This is a genomic window from Chryseolinea soli (genome assembly GCF_003589925.1).
GTDB lineage: Bacteria > Bacteroidota > Bacteroidia > Cytophagales > Cyclobacteriaceae > Chryseolinea > Chryseolinea soli.
Genome location: NZ_CP032382.1, coordinates 3,030,084 through 3,046,643, shown reverse-complemented (window position 1 = coordinate 3,046,643; position 16,560 = coordinate 3,030,084). Strand labels below are relative to the sequence as shown.

At 51.2% G+C, this 16,560-nt stretch carries 14 protein-coding genes; 5 read left to right on the top strand and 9 right to left on the bottom strand.

Translation table 11 applies throughout. The annotated features are described in order from the left end of the window. Positions 1 to 111 precede the first annotated feature (111 nt). From dinB to D4L85_RS13100, 5 genes are all read left to right on the top strand, one after another. Positions 112 to 1,305 (top strand): DNA polymerase IV, encoded by a 1,194-nt coding sequence (dinB, locus tag D4L85_RS13120; RefSeq protein WP_119754735.1) that lies wholly within the window; start codon positions 112 to 114, stop codon positions 1,303 to 1,305. Positions 1,306 to 1,335: 30 nt separating this feature from the next. Further along, entirely contained in the window at positions 1,336 to 1,872 is a 537-nt protein-coding gene (locus D4L85_RS13115) for a 2'-5' RNA ligase family protein (RefSeq protein WP_119754734.1), read from the top strand. 513 nt (positions 1,873 to 2,385) lie between these two features. Further along, complete coding sequence (gene recQ, locus D4L85_RS13110) at positions 2,386 to 4,539, top strand: DNA helicase RecQ (protein ID WP_119754733.1); 2,154 nt, start codon at positions 2,386 to 2,388, stop codon at positions 4,537 to 4,539. A 27-nt stretch (positions 4,540 to 4,566) separates the two neighbouring features. Beyond that, positions 4,567 to 7,641: a DNA polymerase III subunit alpha gene (locus tag D4L85_RS13105; protein WP_119754732.1), complete on the top strand. Its 3,075-nt coding sequence runs from the start codon at positions 4,567 to 4,569 to the stop codon at positions 7,639 to 7,641. Between the two features lie 6 nt (positions 7,642 to 7,647). Further along, on the top strand, positions 7,648 to 8,166 hold the full coding sequence (locus D4L85_RS13100) for a M23 family metallopeptidase (protein WP_119754731.1): 519 nt from the start codon (positions 7,648 to 7,650) through the stop codon (positions 8,164 to 8,166). Between the two features lie 164 nt (positions 8,167 to 8,330). On the opposite strand, the gene D4L85_RS13095 is transcribed toward D4L85_RS13100, so the two are convergent. The 9 genes from D4L85_RS13095 to D4L85_RS13055 all read right to left on the bottom strand — a co-directional run bounded on the left by D4L85_RS13095 (position 8,331) and on the right by D4L85_RS13055 (position 16,511). After that, positions 8,331 to 8,816 (bottom strand): hypothetical protein, encoded by a 486-nt coding sequence (locus D4L85_RS13095; protein WP_160143701.1) that lies wholly within the window; start codon positions 8,814 to 8,816, stop codon positions 8,331 to 8,333. A gap of 280 nt (positions 8,817 to 9,096) precedes the next feature. After that, the gene (locus tag D4L85_RS13090; protein WP_119754729.1) at positions 9,097 to 9,903 is read right to left on the bottom strand and encodes an ABC transporter permease; all 807 of its coding nucleotides are present in this window, start codon (positions 9,901 to 9,903) and stop codon (positions 9,097 to 9,099) included. Positions 9,904 to 9,909: 6 nt separating this feature from the next. After that, complete coding sequence (locus D4L85_RS13085) at positions 9,910 to 10,800, bottom strand: ABC transporter ATP-binding protein (protein ID WP_119754728.1); 891 nt, start codon at positions 10,798 to 10,800, stop codon at positions 9,910 to 9,912. Positions 10,801 to 10,854: 54 nt separating this feature from the next. After that, the gene (locus tag D4L85_RS13080; RefSeq protein WP_119754727.1) at positions 10,855 to 11,370 is read right to left on the bottom strand and encodes a DUF4252 domain-containing protein; all 516 of its coding nucleotides are present in this window, start codon (positions 11,368 to 11,370) and stop codon (positions 10,855 to 10,857) included. 11 nt (positions 11,371 to 11,381) lie between these two features. Then, complete coding sequence (locus tag D4L85_RS13075) at positions 11,382 to 11,867, bottom strand: DUF4252 domain-containing protein (protein ID WP_119754726.1); 486 nt, start codon at positions 11,865 to 11,867, stop codon at positions 11,382 to 11,384. Between the two features lie 87 nt (positions 11,868 to 11,954). Beyond that, positions 11,955 to 12,503 (bottom strand): DUF4252 domain-containing protein, encoded by a 549-nt coding sequence (locus tag D4L85_RS13070; protein ID WP_119754725.1) that lies wholly within the window; start codon positions 12,501 to 12,503, stop codon positions 11,955 to 11,957. A gap of 93 nt (positions 12,504 to 12,596) precedes the next feature. Further along, complete coding sequence (locus D4L85_RS13065) at positions 12,597 to 13,097, bottom strand: hypothetical protein (RefSeq protein WP_119754724.1); 501 nt, start codon at positions 13,095 to 13,097, stop codon at positions 12,597 to 12,599. Then, positions 13,087 to 13,599: an RNA polymerase sigma factor gene (locus tag D4L85_RS13060; protein ID WP_119754723.1), complete on the bottom strand. Its 513-nt coding sequence runs from the start codon at positions 13,597 to 13,599 to the stop codon at positions 13,087 to 13,089. The genes D4L85_RS13065 and D4L85_RS13060 overlap by 11 nt, the downstream gene beginning before the upstream one ends. A 176-nt stretch (positions 13,600 to 13,775) precedes the next feature. Then, on the bottom strand, positions 13,776 to 16,511 hold the full coding sequence (locus D4L85_RS13055) for a VWA domain-containing protein (RefSeq protein WP_119754722.1): 2,736 nt from the start codon (positions 16,509 to 16,511) through the stop codon (positions 13,776 to 13,778). Positions 16,512 to 16,560 lie beyond the last annotated feature (49 nt).

The following is a 16,560-nucleotide window of genomic DNA, read 5'->3' as shown; positions in this document are numbered from 1 at the left end:
TTTGGCGCAGAGGTTGGGATGGGAGTTGCTATGGCATTAACAACAGTACAAAACTAAAAAAATTAGTTTAAAAGCAAAACATTTTACTAATAATTTTAGTTATTTAGCATCATGGAGCGGAACATAATTCACCTGGATCTGGATGCGTTTTTTGTGGCGGTAGAGCGTAGAAACAACAAAGCGCTGGTGGGCCGGCCTCTTATTATAGGAGGTAGCAGCCGCCGCGGCGTGGTGGCCGCCTGTAGCTATGAAACGCGGCAGTTCGGTGTGCATTCGGCTATGCCCATGTATCTGGCCCTGCAACTCTGCCCCGATGCCAAGGTGATCTCGGGCGACATGGAGTCGTACAGCCAATGTTCGCACGAGGTGACGGAAATTATCGCCGAGGCCGCCCCAATGTTTGAAAAGTCGTCGATCGACGAGTTCTATATAGACGCCAGTGGCATGGACCGTTATTTCGGGGCATTCCAGTGGGCCGTGGAGCTGCAGAGAAAAATCAACAAGGAATCCGGGCTGCCCATTTCGCTGGCCATGTCGCGGAACAAGTTGGTGTCGAAAGTGGCCACGGGCGAGTTTAAGCCGGAAGCCAAACACAACGTGCCCGCCGGCACGGAGGAAGCCTTTTTGTCGCCGCTGGCGGTGGAGAAGATCCCCATGATCGGCAAGCAGACCGCTTCTTTTTTATATGACATGGGCGTGCGCACCGTGGCCACGTTGCGTGAAATGCCGCTGAAGTTTCTGATGAGCGCATTTGGCAAGAATGGTCTCAGTCTCTGGAACAAGGCCCACGGTGTGGACGAGTCGCCCGTGGTGCCCTATGCAGAGCAAAAGTCGATTTCCACGGAGTGCACCTTCGAAGAAGATACCATCGATGTGAAACGGCTGCAATCTATTTTGATTGCCATGGTGGAGAAGGTGGCCTTCCAACTGCGCGAACAAAAGAAGCTGGCGTCGTGTGTGACGGTGAAAATCCGCTACTCCAATTTCGACACGGAAACAAAACAAATTCACATTCCCTATACGTCGTCGGACCACGTCCTGCTGAACACCGTGACCGAGTTGTTCAAGCGGCTCTACAACCGGCGGATGTTGATCCGGTTGGTGGGCGTGCGGCTGAGCAGCCTCGTGCACGGCAGCCACCAGATCAGCCTTTTCGACGACACGGCCGAAAGTATCAACCTGTATGAGGCCATTGACTTTATCAAGCACAAGCACGGTGTGGAGAAACTCATCCGCGCCACCACGTTGGGCGTGAACCGTCGCGTGCGCATGGAGATGAATATGTTCAAAGGGAATTTGAAGTGACTCAATTGTAACAAATGAAAAATCATAGCTATGAAAACATCCATCGCAACCACAAAATCACCTGTTCAGGAGTTGTTCTTTATTATTTCGCCGCCGCCGCACATTCTTAGTGACGTGTTCGTGCTGAAAGACGATGTGCACTATCTCATCGGTCATGAATTCTCGGACCGCTACTCGACCGCGCACATATCGTTGTTCAAATATCAGGACGAGTATGTGGACGATATCATCCGGCACGTGGAAGTGAAGGTGTCCAACATCAAGCCGTTCAACATATTTATCAAAGACCTGAATGTGTTTCACCATGGTTCGGAGCGCACCATCATTTTGGATATCGTCAATAAGTATCCTGTGCGGGATATTTTTGAGAAATTGATCCGAGAGGATGCGCACTACACGCCGCACATCACGGTGGCGAGAAAACTTTCGGGAGAAGATTTTCTGAAAGCGTGGCCGTATTTGAAGGATCTTCCCTATAGCCAGCATTTCCTTTGCGACCGCATTACCGTGCTGGCCCGCGCCGAGAACCGGTGGGTCCACTACCGCGATATTTTGTTAGGCGAATAAATCCGTTGGCGGTTATGTGTGCAGGTATGTGGCCTTATGAAGATGAAGTGCTTCCTCACACCTTGGGATCCCGGCCAGGGATAGAAGTGGAAAGCCCGAAGTGCGGTGGCGCTGAGCGCCGGCCGGACTTGGAACGGATAGCCCGCCCGAACATGCCCGTGGGTGTACACTCGATAGAGAGCCCCTCGGATGTTCGGTACGGGCGGGCCCGATCCGGGGTGCGAGGGGGCCGCCACATGCTTGTGAAATTGTTTTTGACCACGCTGTCACGAGCGATCCCTCGACGGATGGCTAGTGACACGTTGGTCTGCGGAAAAAAAAAATAGGCGGCCGTTGCACGGCGCGGTGATGTTGTTTGCGACGTTGTTTGCCACGCTCGTTGTGGGGAAAATTACGGCATCCGCGCTTGTGCCTTGGCCGCCTTATTTTTTGGAGGCGAATAGCCGAACTTATCCGGATAATATACCCGGGGAGGCGTTGTGTTCTTATCTTTATATTCATAACGTTGTTGCCATGTCGCCTTTAGAAATTCTTCGGACCCGTTTCGGGTATTCTTCCTTTCGTTTGGAACAGGAAGCCATCATCCAGTCTGTTCTTCAGCGAAAAGATACGTTTGTGTTGATGCCCACCGGCGGTGGCAAGTCGCTGTGTTACCAGGTGCCTGCGCTGTTGCTCGATGGACTCACCGTGGTGATCTCTCCGCTCATCGCCCTGATGAAAGATCAGGTCGATGCCTTGCGGCTGAACGGCGTACAGGCCGCGTACCTCAATTCCACGCAAAGTGGCGCGGAGCAGGATGCGATCATCACCAAGGTGTTGTCAAAAGAAATGAAGCTGTTGTACCTCGCGCCCGAAAGCTCGTTTTTCCGGCGTCTCGGTTCGTTCAATGTGAGCCTGGTGGCCGTTGACGAGGCACACTGCATTTCGCATTGGGGTCATGATTTTCGCCCGGAATATTTGTTGCTGAACCAACTAAAACAAACGCTACCCGATGTGCCCGTGATCGCCCTGACGGCCACCGCCGACAAGGTGACGCAAAGAGACATCATCGAAAAATTAGCATTGCGCTCGCCCGCCGTGTTTGTGTCGAGCTTCAACCGGGCTAACATCCGCTACACGGTGGAGCCAAAAAAACGGAGCTTCGAAAAATTGTTAGGCTTTTTGGAGACCCGGAAGGAAGAATCGGGCATCATCTATTGCTTGTCGCGCGTGGCAACGGAGAGCCTGGCGGCCGACCTGGCGAAGGAAGCGTTTAATGTCCTCCCCTATCACGCCGGGATGGAAAAAGAACAGCGGGCACGACACCAGGAAATGTTTTTGCGTGACGACGTGAAAATTATGGTAGCCACCATCGCCTTTGGCATGGGCATCGACAAATCGAACGTGCGTTACGTGGTGCACATGGACCTCCCGAAAAATATCGAGAGCTATTACCAGGAAACGGGTCGCGCCGGACGCGACGGTCTGGAGAGCGAGGCCTTGCTCTATTATACCTACGCCGATGTGAGCAAGATGAAAAAGTTTGTCGAGATCGAGGGCAACGCCGAGCAGACGCGCATCTACCTGAAAAAGCTCGACCAGATGGCCACCTATGGCGACCTGGTGACGTGCCGGCGCCAATACCTGCTAAACTATTTCGACGAACCCGCCCCCAGCTATTGCGGCAACTGCGACATCTGTCTCACGCAAGTCGAACGCGAAGAAGGCACGGTGCAGGCCCAGAAAGTGCTGTCGGCCGTGACGCGTTTGCAGGAACGATTCGGCACCAACTATGTGATCGACGTTTTGCGCGGATCGAATTCCGCAAAGATCATGGACGACCACCGGGCGCTGAAAACATTTGGCGTGGGCGCCGACACCAGCAAAGAAGAATGGACCAGCATTATTCGCGACCTGCTGGCACAGGGCTACCTGGCCAAATCGGACGGCACGTACCCGGTATTGAAACTGACTGCTAAAAGCGCGGCCGTATTGCGGGGTGCCGAACGCGTGATGTTGGTGCGATCGAAAGAGAAACTGCCCACGCCGATGATGCAAGTTTCAGAACAATCAGCCGACTATGAAGCAGGGCTTTTTATGATCCTGAAGAAAGTGCGGACAGCGCTGGCGCAGGAAGAGAATGTGCCGCCCTATGTGGTGCTGTCGGATGCCTCGTTGCGCGAACTGGCTACGTATCTGCCTTTGGATCGAGCATCGATGCGGAATATTTCGGGTTTTGGCGAGTTGAAAGTGGAGCGCTATGGCCCCGCATTTGAAGATGCCATTGTGCGGTACTGTGAAGAGAACGGCATGGCTACGCGCATGCATCTGAAATCTCCAAAGCGCACGAGCGGTCGTAGGGACCGGCCGGAGCGCCCGCAACGGGAAAATGAAACCAAACAACAAACCCTGGATCTGTTCAAAGCCGGTCATTTGCCCGGCGACATCGCGGCCTTGCGCAGCCTGAGTGTGGGCACAGTAGAAAATCACCTGGCCTACTATGTTCAATATGGAAAGCTTTCGGTTGAGGAGCTTGTGCGCCCGGCAAAGATTGCGACCATTCAGCTCGCCATCGAGCAAGTGGGTGGAAAAATGCTGGCGCCGATCAAAGAAAAGCTGGGCGCGGGTTTCACCTACGGAGAGATCAAAGCGGTGATGGCCTATTTGGAATTCAAAGCTACTTCGTAGTCGTTTAACGTCGTATTCAACAAACGTATGTACCTCAATTGTCACACCGGTTTCAGTTTCAAATATGGCACCCTACCGGTGGAAGACTTGTTTGAAGAGGCCATCCGGTGCGGCGTCCACAAGTTGGTGATGACGGAAATAAACAACACGGCGTCATATATCGAGATGCTGCGGTTGTGTGAAGAGCGCTCGCCACGGCAGGGACCGAAGACCGCTACGGGCAAGCGGACCCATGCGCTGGAGATTGTTGTGGGAGTGGAATTTAGAAACGGCAATGACCTGCTCTATATCGCCATCGCAAAAAACAATGCCGGTTTCGAGGAGATCAATCGCTTCCTGTCGCGCTACAACCGCGAGGCCAAACCCTTTCCCGAGCGGGCCCCAGACTTCGATGAGGTTTTTGTCGTCTATCCGTTTCAGAGGATGGTGTCCGAACAGCTTCGCCATCATGAATACATCGGCATCCGAAAACATGAGCTGAATCAATTTGCCATGTATGCCGGTTACGCCGGTTATGAATCCAAGTTTGTTGTCCTTCATCCCGTCACCTTCGCGAATAAAACAGATTACAATATTCACCGGCTGTTGCGGGCTGTCAACGACAATACGCTGTTGAGCAAGTTTCCCAAACACCTGCTGGCCCACGAAGACGAGATCATGATGCCGGAGGAAGTGCTGGCCTACATGTTCAGGCGATATCCCGAAGTAGTAAAAAATACAGAAGACTTGCTGGCGCCATGTCGCCTGGACTTTACCCTTAAGGAAGACAAAAACAAAAAACATATCTACGGCACGCCGGAAGAAGACTGGCGCATCCTGGAAACGGAAACCTGGAAGGGATTTGCCACTCGCTATGGCCACTACACCAAACAAGAAGCGTTGGATGAGCTGACCGAACGCGTGAACCGGGAGCTGCGGATCATCCGCCATAAAAACTTCTGCTCCTATTACCTTATCACCTACCGCCTCATTGTCTTTGCCAAACAACAAGGGTACGACTTTGTCGGCCGGGGCAGCGGAGCCAACAGCGTGGTCGCCTATTGTCTGGGCATTACGAACGTGGACCCCATCGACCTGAATCTCTATTTCGAGCGCTTCCTAAACGAAGAGCGCACCTCTCCTCCCGACTTTGACATCGACTTTGCGTGGGACAACCGCGATGACATCTATCGCTATATTTTTGAGACGTATGGCACCGACCACGTTTGCCTGCTGGGCACGCACACCACCTATAAGTATCGTTCCATTTTGCGCGAGCTGGGAAAAGTGTTTGGCTTGCCCAAAGAAGAAATCGATTCCCTGGTGGACGAGCCTCAACATTTCAAAAGTCGCGACAACATCACCGAGCTCATTTTTAAATATGCCAGCTACATCGTGAAGAAGGGCCTGCCGGCCAACATTTCCATCCATGCCGGCGGCGTGCTCATCACGGAAAAACCCATTTACACCTACACGGCCACGGAGCTTCCCCCCAAGGGATATCCGGTGTCACATTTTGAAATGCACAACGCCGAAGACCTGGGCATCTACAAATTCGACATCCTGAGCCAACGCGGACTGGGACATTTGAAGGAGACCGTGAAACACGTGAAGCGCAATCGCGGGATTGACGTGGACATTCATCGCTTCCATGTGTTCAAGGAAGACGAGAAAGTGAAAGATCTGCTCCGCAACAGCAAGGCCATGGGTTGTTTTTATGTGGAGTCACCGGCCATGCGCATGCTCCTGGAGAAACTGCGTTGTTCGGACTATCTCACGCTGGTGGCGGCCAGCTCCATTATCCGGCCGGGTGTTGCCAGTTCGGGGATGATGCGGGCCTACATCGAGCGGTTTCACCTGACCCAAAACGACGGCCGCTACGAATCCATTCACCCTAAAATGGACGAGTTGATGGCCGAGACGTATGGCGTGATGGTATACCAGGAGGATGTGATCAAAGTGGCCCATCATTTTGCCGGGCTCACGTTGACCGAAGCCGACGTGCTGCGGCGCGGGATGTCGGGCAAATACCGTTCGCGGGAAGAGTTTCAACGCGTGCGCGAACGCTTTTTTGAGAACTGTCGCGAGCAAGGCTATGCACAGCATGTGACCGATCGCGTGTGGTTTGAGATCGAAAGTTTTTCGGGTTATTCGTTTGCCAAGGGGCACTCCGCCAGCTACGCCGTGGAGAGCTATCAAAGTCTTTACTTGAAGGCACACTATCCGTTGGAATTTATGGTGGGCGTGATCAATAATTTTGGCGGATTCTATCGCACGGAATTCTATTTTCACGAAGCGCGCATGAACGGCGCCGAGGTCGAAGCTCCTTGTGTGAACCGGAGCGAATATCTGACGACAATTTATGATACGTCCATCTTCATCGGTTTTGTTCATTTGAAGAGCCTCGAGTCGAAGATCGCGAAAGAAATTCCGGAAGAGCGTTTACGGGGCGGTGAATACAAAAGCCTGGACAATTTTCTGCGCCGGATTGCCCTTGGGCTGGAGCAAATCCGCATCCTCATCCGGTTGGGGTCGTTTCGCTTTACGGGAAAAAGCAAACAGCGTTTGTTGTGGGAAGCCATGTTGTATTTTGGCAATATCAAACAGCGCAACAAGACCACCGTAGAACTGTTCGACACAGAACCCAAAGACTACCCGCTGCCCGTGTTGCAACGCAATTCGCTGGAAGATGCTTTTGATGAGATCGAATTGTTGGGGTTCCCGTTGTGTAACCCGTTCCTGCTCATCGCTTCGCCAGAGCGCGGTGATACTTTGGCGCGCGATCTGAAACATAAGAAAAATAAACAGGTGCACATTGTCGGCTACGTGGTGACCACCAAAGATGCCAGCACGATGAAAACACAGCAGTCGATGTTTTTCGGGACGTTCTTTGACGAACGTGGCGAAGTTTTTGATACCGTACATTTTCCGGATAGTGCGCGCAAGTTTCCGTTCCGGGGCCGCGGGTTTTATTCGATCAAAGGAAAAGTGACCGAGGACTTTGGCGTGTATGCAGTGGAAGTGGCGTGGATGGATAAGTTGCCCATCGTGAACAAACGGGCGGAAGAGTTTATGCGCGAAAGTTTTGTGACCGATGGGAATTCTTATTCGCGGACTCAATAACATCTCATGAAATATTCAAAAAAGCAGGTATTCGCGTTTATCGTGCTGGCGATCATCGCGGTAGGTTTCTGGTTACCCCAACACGTTGTGAACCCCGTGGCCGGCGCCGATCGCAAGAGCTATCATCCCAAATCGTTTTGGTATTATCCCTGGGGAAAGTCGGGCACCCACAAAGGCGTCGATATTTTTGCAAAAGAGGGAACGGCGGTGAGTTCGGCAACGGGGGGATGGGTGATCTATACGGGGGAACTTAAGATGGGTGGAAACGTCGTTTTGATCCTGGGGCCGAAATGGCGTGTGCATTATTACGCGCATCTTCAACGCATTGATGCAAACATTTTTTCCTGGGCGCATCAGGGGGAGCAAATAGGAACGGTTGGAACGACGGGGAATGCGAAAGGCAAGCCGGCGCATCTCCATTATTCTATTGCCACATTGATTCCCTATCCCTGGAGAATGGATACAGCGCCACAGGGGTGGAAGAAAATGTTTTATTTGAACCCGATCGAATTTTTGAACCCCTAGCCTCTTCGGGGTTGAAGTGGCCTGAAACTTATAACCCCGGGTTTGCACCCGGGGCCATTGTTTGGGAAGTCTTTCAGCCTTCAATAGCCCACACGCGATGTGACTATTTTTTCCAGTCAGCCTTCCCGCTTCTGATTTGTTTGTGTGTGAATCCTTGGGGTTGGTTATTCTAATAGCGGGACGCGGCCGATGGTGCCGTTGAAGTCGCCTGAGCTTGTGGTGTGCAGGTTTGTGACGGTGTAGAGTTTATTTTCTTCCGAGCGGGGTTGAATGGAAACGTCGCTGGCGATGAGGTCCAACGTTTCGCCGTTGAACATCGCTACGATGATTTGATTTTCGGTGGTGGTGCCGGGGAAGTGATAGTTATAGTCTGTCGTCTTTTTTGTAATGGTCAATTGCAGCTGATCGCCGCTTTGGAAAGCATATGTCAATAAATAGACATCATCCTTCACATGCTGTACGTTGGCGGCCTTGGCAATGTAGGTGATCTTCGCGCCATCGTTCTGTTTGTCAACGGAGCCTATGGCAAAACCGGAAGACGCTTCATCTGAAAAATCAATACCCCACATCGGCGATTCCCTGTCTTCTCCTTCTGTACATGCAAAGAGTAATACGGAAACACTCAATAAAAGCAATAGTCTTGTTTTCATAGTCGTTTCTGTTTGATGTAGTCAAAGAGAGGTATTTTGAATCAAACAGAGAAGCCCATCTCGACATGTATCCGATGCGTTCCCCGGTTGTAACCGCATGAAACCACCCGGCTAGGCGTGCAAATTTCCCAATTTTGTAAAGGGAACCCCCAATCAACTTTGATGCCGATCATTCATCGACGAAAGTCTTTGGCTTGTCGACAGGGCTTATATGGGCAATAATTGCGGGGTTGGGCTTTTTTGAAATATTGCGGTACGCAGCATTTGGCGACGAATGGTTTTACAAATCCGAGCGCTTCAGCTTCAGGTAACTGAAATAATTGAAGGCGACCATCCATGCAAATGCAACCGCAACGGACAGGGGATCTACGTAGTCTTGGATCTCCTGGAACGCATATCGATATAACGGCATCTTTATCAGCGCGCTGATGGATTCCATCGGAAAAAACGGAATAATCCACGGCATATAGTCGTCGATGTTGGTCTTAACGATGAACTCCAGTAAATGAGAAAGCAACAACAAGATGATGGTAAGCCCCGAGCGTTGCACCAATATACCCAGCATCAATGCATAGGAGAGATAGGAAAAAACCTCCAGCAGGTAGGCCGGGTAAAATTCGAGATCGGTAAACACATAGCTCCAATTGATCTCGGGCGTATAGATAAATCCCGTGATGAGCGCGATGAAAAAAATGAGTACGACGCTGAGCACGCTCAGTAAGAAATTGGTCAGGATTTTCGTCAACAAAAATTCCCACCGGCTCAAACCGTCGATCACGTTTTGACGCAACGTGCGATAGGTGTATTCATTCGTAATGGAGATTACGGTCATGATGCCCAGCAGCACTTTGAAAAAGCCGCTCCACCACACCAGGTTCAGCCACACATCGGGAAAGTGATACAGCGGAATGCGATCGATGTTGATCTTTTGTCCGAAGCCTTCGATGAGGCTGGCCAGCCATTTCAAAAACTCCATGCCGCTGGCGGTGGAAAATCCGATCGTGATAAAATACAAGCCACACACAACCCAGAACGTTCTGTAGCTGGTGAGCTTCTTGAGATCTATTTTGAGCAGGTGTAGCAGCATGATCGTTTAGTGTTCTGAAAGTATTTCCAAAAACATTTTCTCGAGACTCTTCTTCTTCGTGACCAGGTGACTGGCCACCACGCCTTTGTCGAACAAAAAGCGGTTGAGGTCTTTGCCATGAAAATCGTCGCGCAGCGTTACCTGGAAATATCCGTTCTCGCGGTTGATCGATGCGGTGCCCGAAAAATCCAATAGCAGTTCGCTCAGGTTCGCCACGTCTGCCTGAACCTCCACGGTCTCCGAGCCTCTGCCCACGTCATCGACCGGGCCGGTGTGAATGAGGTTGCCTTTTTTGAGCACGGCGAAGTGTGTGCATACTTTCTGTACTTCATCCAACAAGTGACTCGCCAGGATAATGGTCTTACCGCTGGCCGCGATCTTCTTCGTGAGCTCGCGAATTTCGGCGATGCCCATCGGGTCGAGACCGTTGGTGGGTTCATCGAGGATCAGCACGGTGGGTTCGTTCAACAATGCCGACGCAATCGCCAGGCGTTGCTTCATGCCCAGGGAATAGGTTTTATACTTGTCGTCCTTTCTTCCGGAGAGCTCCACCAAGTCCAGCACTTTGGCGATGTTGTCGGTGGGGCATTCTTTGATCATGGCGTTCAGCTCAAGATTTTTTTGCCCGCTGAGGTAGGGATAAAAGATCGGATGCTCCAACACCGCGCCGATCTTTTTTCGAAGGGTATGGGTAGGCGGTTCACCAAACCAGGTGAACTCTCCTCCGGTGGGATTTATAACTCCCATGAGCATGCCCAACGTAGTGGTTTTGCCGCTGCCGTTGGGGCCCAGCATACCGAAGACTTGTCCTTGTTGCACCTCCAGGTTGAGCTGGTTCACGGCACGGAGGCGTCCGAAATCTTTGGTGAGTCCTTTGATGGAGAGAACTGTTTTCAAGATGGCGTGATTTTGATGAATAAGTCGGCGAGGGGAAAGTTGGATTACAGAAAGTTAATCCTTTTTCGCGAAGTCTCTGATCTTCTTTCCAATGTCGGCACTTTCATCCAGCTGCTTGAACAGCGTGGTAACCTTGTCGAGCGCGATGCTGCCCACGATGTCGAGCACAAAGAGGTTGGTGGAGTCGTTCACGGTCACGACCATGCCTTGCGTTTTGCCGCTTTGTTCCTTGAGGAAAACATCGAAGTTCCTCCCTTGGTAACGGCTGGTCATGATCTCTTCGAACGACTCGGCCTTGTAGTTGGCCACCAGCTTTTTGTATTGGGTTGCGCCAAAGCTGGCGCTCTTCTCGATCATAAGAAATTTCATTTTCTCGATGTCCTTGATGAGCGCGTCAAAATCCTTGTCGTCGCCCTGGTTGAGCATGCGCAAGGTGTTGTTGTAAAAGAACAGCGAAAGAGCGTCCTGGTTTTGCTTGTGTAAGGCTTCGGTGGTTTTGGTTTGACCGTAGAGCGACGCTATGGAAAGCATCATGGCAAATACCAAACCGGCTACAAACTTCGGGCGCATAGGCGTTGAGATTACTGGGGTTTATTGAATGATAAAGGTCCGTTCTTTAACAGGACATCGGGGTCTACTTTACCCCTGAACTCGACGAGCGTTACTACATAGGGCTCGTCTATTAATACCATGTAACGGTTGTCGTGCTTTAAGGTTGACTGAATATAGAGGGTAATATTTTTTCCTTGTTCCTTCGCATGGGCCAATTCTTCGAAGGCGTCTTTGCTCAATTCATGTTTGAAGCCATCGACGGTCACCTTCTGTTTTTCGAATGCAGCTTTGGGTACCGTGACCAGCCGGATGTTCTTAACTTCCTTCACCGCTTTATTAAACTCGTCTTCGGTGGCGATGCGCAGGATCATGCGGGTAAAAAATCCGTTGATGCTAAAATGGTGAACGTCCTCTTCACCAATAAATTTTTCGCGGAAGGTGGTGAAGCTGGTGCTTTGGGCCAGGCTGGTGCTGATGAGACCGGTCAGGATGACGGAGGCTATGAATGTTTTCATGGGCTTGTAGGGTTTGATCTACCTGACAGATGCAGATCATGGCCCGGCCGTTGCACGAAGTCGCGGGCCGGGCCATGATTTTTGGGGTTAATTCTTCTTCTCGGGTTGCTTGTCCGATTTGTCGGGCTGATTCATTTTCTCCAGTTTCTCCAATCCTTCGACGTTCATCTTTTTGCCGATGCGGGAAACTTGCTTCAGGTCTATTTCGCCAAAGAGCGTCATCACCATAAAGTCTTTTGTACCTCCCATGATCATGATCAGTTCGGAGATCTTTCCACCCGATTCCTTGATGAGGAATTTCATGTCTTTGTCTTTGTCGCGAACCGACAGAAGTTCTTCATAGTCTTTCATGGGAATGAGCGTGAAGGCTTCCTTGTAGAGTTCGCGTGCGTTGCGGGCATCTTCCTTGGCCAGGATGCGCAGGCCTTTCAATTTGCTGATGGCGTTCAACACTTCCTTGTCTTCGGGCGTGTCGGCTTCCATGTTGGTGAAGAGGCCGAACATTTTGCTGGAGACGGTCACCTGGCTGAAGGTTTCGTCGGCCTGGTATTTACTAAAGAATTTCGATATGGCATCCTGTGCAAATCCGCCTGTCGCTACCAACATCAAAACCACTGCTGCGATTATCTTTTTCATAGTATCTTGAATTTCCTTGTTTACTGATCCTTTTAACTTCGGTTGTTTTTCTTTTTTCTGCTTTCGGTTGAAGTATTTGAGCAGGGCCCTGCGCTATAGCTTCGTATCTTTTTTCTTGATTTCTTCCTGGGCTTCGTTGAACATGTTTATTTTCTTGGCCTGCGTTTCGGCGGTTCCAAAACTTTTCGAGATCATGAGCAGCGCCTTTTTGGTTTCTTCGAAGGCGAGCTTCGGATCGTCGTAGGTGTCGACCATTTCCTGGGGTGTTGTTTTGCGTACTTCGTTGCGGATGAACCAGGTGGCGGTGAGCAGCACCGTTACGCCGGCGGCGATGCGCATGGTGTTGTAAAAGAACTTCACCATTTTACCGCGTTTTGGTGTTTGCACCTTGGCCATCACGCGGCTATCGAATGCTACATCGTTGAGGGATTTTTTTTTGTTCTCCTCAAAGTAGCGGAACATGGCCGCCGTTTCTTTCCATTGTTCGGGAATGGCCTCGTCCCTGAAATACTGGCGCAGCTGTTGCTCTTCTTCGAGCGTCGTCTCGCAGTTCCAGTATTTTTGGAGCAGTGCTTCTATTTTGTTAGAGTCCATACGCGTTTATCTTCATCAATTTTTCACGCACGGCATTCCGTGCTCTGAACAGGTTCACTTTCACCTGGTTCATGTCCAGTTCCAGGATCTCGCAGATCTCGTTGTAGCTATACCCTTCCACATCGCGGAGGTGTATCACTTGGCGCTGCTTCTCGGGCAGGGCCGCTATAAATTGACTTACCCGGTTCATGCTCTCCTGTATTTCGGTTGATTCATGGGGTGACAAAGTTTCCTGGCGGACATCGTAGCCGGTTTCCAAGGGGTGGGTCTGTTTGCGGGCCAGGGTGCGGATGCGGTCGAGGGAGAGGTTTTTGGTGATGCGCATGCACCACGCCTCCCAGTTCTGCACTTCGTTCATCTGCTCGCGTCCATTCCACACCCGGATAAAGACTTCCTGCACCACGTCTTTGGCTTCTTCCTCGTTGCCTAAAAAGCGGAGGGCGAAGCGAAAAAGCTTGTTTTTAGCAGGTAATACCCGGTTTTGAAAAGCTTCGATGTTCATTCGGTCAAATTCAAATACAAGACGGTGAGGTTTCGGGGATGTTACAACGGTTTCGGAAAAAGTTTTAACCGCCACAACTTGCCAAAGCTCCCGTCTTCGCTAAAGCTACGACCGGGCAAGTCGGCGAGCAAAGAAAGGCGCCCTCCTTCGCTGAAGCTTCGGCGGGCAGGCAAAGGCTACTTTTTCCGTTTGGCTTTGGCTTCACGGATGAGTTTGTAATCTACGTTCTCTTTGGAGATGTATTCGTAGTTGCCTTTGCCCAAGGCGGCGAATCGCTCCAGGCTTTTGGAGGAGCCCATGCCTTTTCCAAAGTTGAAAACGGAGAGATAGATGTCTTCTTTGGAGAACTTTTCAATCAGTTGGAGCGACTCTTCACTGAGGGCGAACTCGCCGTCCGTGGCCAGGATGATGCGGTTGTTGCCGCCGCGGATATAATTATCGTCGGCTACTTTATAGGCCAGCTTTATGCCGGCATTGCCATCGGTTTTGCCCGCCGATTTCAAGTCGTTGATGGCTTTTTTGATCTTTTCGTCTTCCTTGAACGAGGCGCCCTCCAGCAATACTTTCGGTTTGCCCGAGAAAGCGATGATGGATACTTCGTCTTCCTGGCGCATCATGGAAAGCAGGTCGAGTACGGATGCTTTTAGCAGTGGGAGCTTTTCCGGTGTGTTCATGGAACCCGAGACATCCAGCAGCAGGATCATGTTGTTGGAGGCATAGCCTTCCATCGAACGCAGGTTCTCTCCCGGGGCGCCCAGGTAGATCGTGTCGCGCTTCTCGATGTAGATCGTGTCGTGCAACACCTTGGTTTTGGGTGGAGCGCTCTTGGTTTTGGCCGCCGTGTTGGTGCTGGAACTCGGTGGGGTGGCCGGTGCATTGCTCTTCCCTGTCGCCACGGTACCCACGGCCGGCGCCCCGTTGGCATCGGGCGTTTTGTTTTCTGCTTTTTTATCGCTGTGCGTCACCTCGAAAAATTCCGGTTGTTTTACGCCACGCAGTAAAAAAATCGTTTTGGAGAGCTCGCTGAATTTGTTGAGGTCGTCGATGGCGTCGTTGTATTGATACACCATGTCGTGATAAGGGTGTTCGTAGTTGCCGCCTTTGGGTTGTCTGAATTTCGTGAGCAGCTCGCTGAGGGCTTTCGAAGATTGTGGCATGTCCTCGTAGGGCGTATATGGACAAAGACCGTTGTTGCGCCCATATTTCTCGATACCCTTCATGTTGGCATATTCCTTTGCGAGCACGTCGCGCACTTGCTGATTGAGCTTTGCTGTGGCGAGTTGGGCACTGGAGTCGCCCTGGTAGCGGGCCTTGGCGATGAACAGTTGCTCATGGTCGGTGTCGATGAGGCTTTGCAGCGCACGCCCCGAAACGTACCACGAATTCGCGGGGTCCGCAGGCGGATAGGATTCGTACACGCTGCGCACGTCATTATACAACTGCTCTTTCTTGGCGTCGAAAATATCGTACAGGGTTTTATTTCTGTCGAGAATACTAAAAATGTTTTTCAGGTGGTCTTTCTCATATTGTTTCCCCGAAACGTCCATTTGCAGCGAGGCACTTTGCTGATCCATTTCTTTCAGGATGCCGAGCAACACCGATGCCTGGTCGTTCAGCACTTTGGCAAAGTTTGCGGGGAGAGACTCGCTTTCGGAAACCGTCTTTTGAAAGAGTGATAACGGCACCTGGTAATCTTTGTAGTCATACGACAAGCCGCCGTGACCGGCAAACGAGTCGAGTGTCTCGTAATAGGCCGCGCTTGAGTTTAAATTTCGCAGCACCATGTGTATATAGCGCAGTTGGCGTTCGCCTTCATTAATAAAATCGATATAGTTGTTCAGTGCATCAAACGCCGGCTTGCCGATCGCCGTCTTTTGTTTTGGCGGGACAAAGTTGGGATGCTTGATGTCGTCGAATGGCTTTACGCTGACGCCGTCTGATTTCGGCTGCGCGCGGACGCCAAAGGCCGGCACATATTTGAAAGCCTTCAGACCATTATAGTCGCCCGCGGCGAAATCCATAAACGTATTGTAGTTCGACACCAGCACACCGTTGTAATAGTTGATGAGGTCCAGGTATACCTGGTTGCTGTGGCGATCCGATTTTTTGGCTTCGAAGTTATAGCCGTCCAATCCGTTGCGTTTCACTTCCAGCATGTCGCCCATGGCTTCCTGGAAAGATGGATACATGCTCGAGGCCGGATATTTCAGAGCGGGTTTGTAGGCGCTGAATGTTTTGAGTTGTGCATCGGTATCGGCAATGCTTTTCTCCAGCTTATCTACGGGCCAGCCGGAATGCACCGACTCATCCAGGTTGAACGTCCAGGTGTCGATGAAAGATTTTTCGCGGGCGATCTGTTGGAGCATCATCTGATCCGTTTTGTGATACGGATTCGCGGCGATATAGCGATTGAGTTTTCGAAAGGTGACTTCCAACCCATTGGCCAGATCACGTTGCTTCTGCGCATATTGTCCTACCAAGTCTTGCAGCGCCAGAATGATCTGGTTCGCTTTTTCAAAATTGTCTTGTTTATAGTCTTCCAACTTGTGATAGGTGTCCAGCTCCTTGCACTTGGTGTCGATTTGTTCGGAAGCTTCGCGCAAGGCGTTCAGTTGTGCCGTGAGGTTGGATGCATCGTTGGGCGGGATGGATTTGGTGAGGTCCCGGGCTGTTTTCAAATAATAGTCTTCCAACTGGACCGGGCAGACATAGCGCGGGGTCGAAAACCTTTTTTCGCGGTGCATCTCCGGATAATAGTTCATAATGCTTTTCACAACCGCCGTTACTTCCTCCGCCGATTGGTTGGCATAGTCCACATAGGCATTCAAGGCTTTTTGCTGGGCCTGGGTGATCACCTGCCCAAGTGCCGGGGCGGCCAAAAGCATTATAATAGAGAGAAGCCGGTAGCGCATGGCCTTGAGTTTAGCGGTGATGGGACTGGAAAGATATAAAAAATGGCCT

Bases quoted from the DNA above. Each gene is read 5' to 3' on its own strand.
- recQ (WP_119754733.1), top strand. From the start codon at position 2,386: ATGTCGCCTTTAGAAATTCTTCGGACCCGTTTCGGGTATTCTTCCTTT.
- D4L85_RS13075 (WP_119754726.1), bottom strand. From the start codon at position 11,867: ATGAAAACATTCATAGCCTCCGTCATCCTGACCGGTCTCATCAGCACC.
- D4L85_RS13060 (WP_119754723.1), bottom strand. From the start codon at position 13,599: ATGAACATCGAAGCTTTTCAAAACCGGGTATTACCTGCTAAAAACAAG.
- D4L85_RS13095 (WP_160143701.1), bottom strand. From the start codon at position 8,816: ATGAAAACAAGACTATTGCTTTTATTGAGTGTTTCCGTATTACTCTTT.
- D4L85_RS13070 (WP_119754725.1), bottom strand. From the start codon at position 12,503: ATGAAAAAGATAATCGCAGCAGTGGTTTTGATGTTGGTAGCGACAGGC.
- D4L85_RS13080 (WP_119754727.1), bottom strand. From the start codon at position 11,370: ATGCGCCCGAAGTTTGTAGCCGGTTTGGTATTTGCCATGATGCTTTCC.
- D4L85_RS13115 (WP_119754734.1), top strand. From the start codon at position 1,336: ATGAAAACATCCATCGCAACCACAAAATCACCTGTTCAGGAGTTGTTC.
- D4L85_RS13065 (WP_119754724.1), bottom strand. From the start codon at position 13,097: ATGGACTCTAACAAAATAGAAGCACTGCTCCAAAAATACTGGAACTGC.
- D4L85_RS13055 (WP_119754722.1), bottom strand. From the start codon at position 16,511: ATGCGCTACCGGCTTCTCTCTATTATAATGCTTTTGGCCGCCCCGGCA.
- D4L85_RS13100 (WP_119754731.1), top strand. From the start codon at position 7,648: ATGAAATATTCAAAAAAGCAGGTATTCGCGTTTATCGTGCTGGCGATC.
- dinB (WP_119754735.1), top strand. From the start codon at position 112: ATGGAGCGGAACATAATTCACCTGGATCTGGATGCGTTTTTTGTGGCG.
- D4L85_RS13105 (WP_119754732.1), top strand. From the start codon at position 4,567: ATGTACCTCAATTGTCACACCGGTTTCAGTTTCAAATATGGCACCCTA.
- D4L85_RS13090 (WP_119754729.1), bottom strand. From the start codon at position 9,903: ATGCTGCTACACCTGCTCAAAATAGATCTCAAGAAGCTCACCAGCTAC.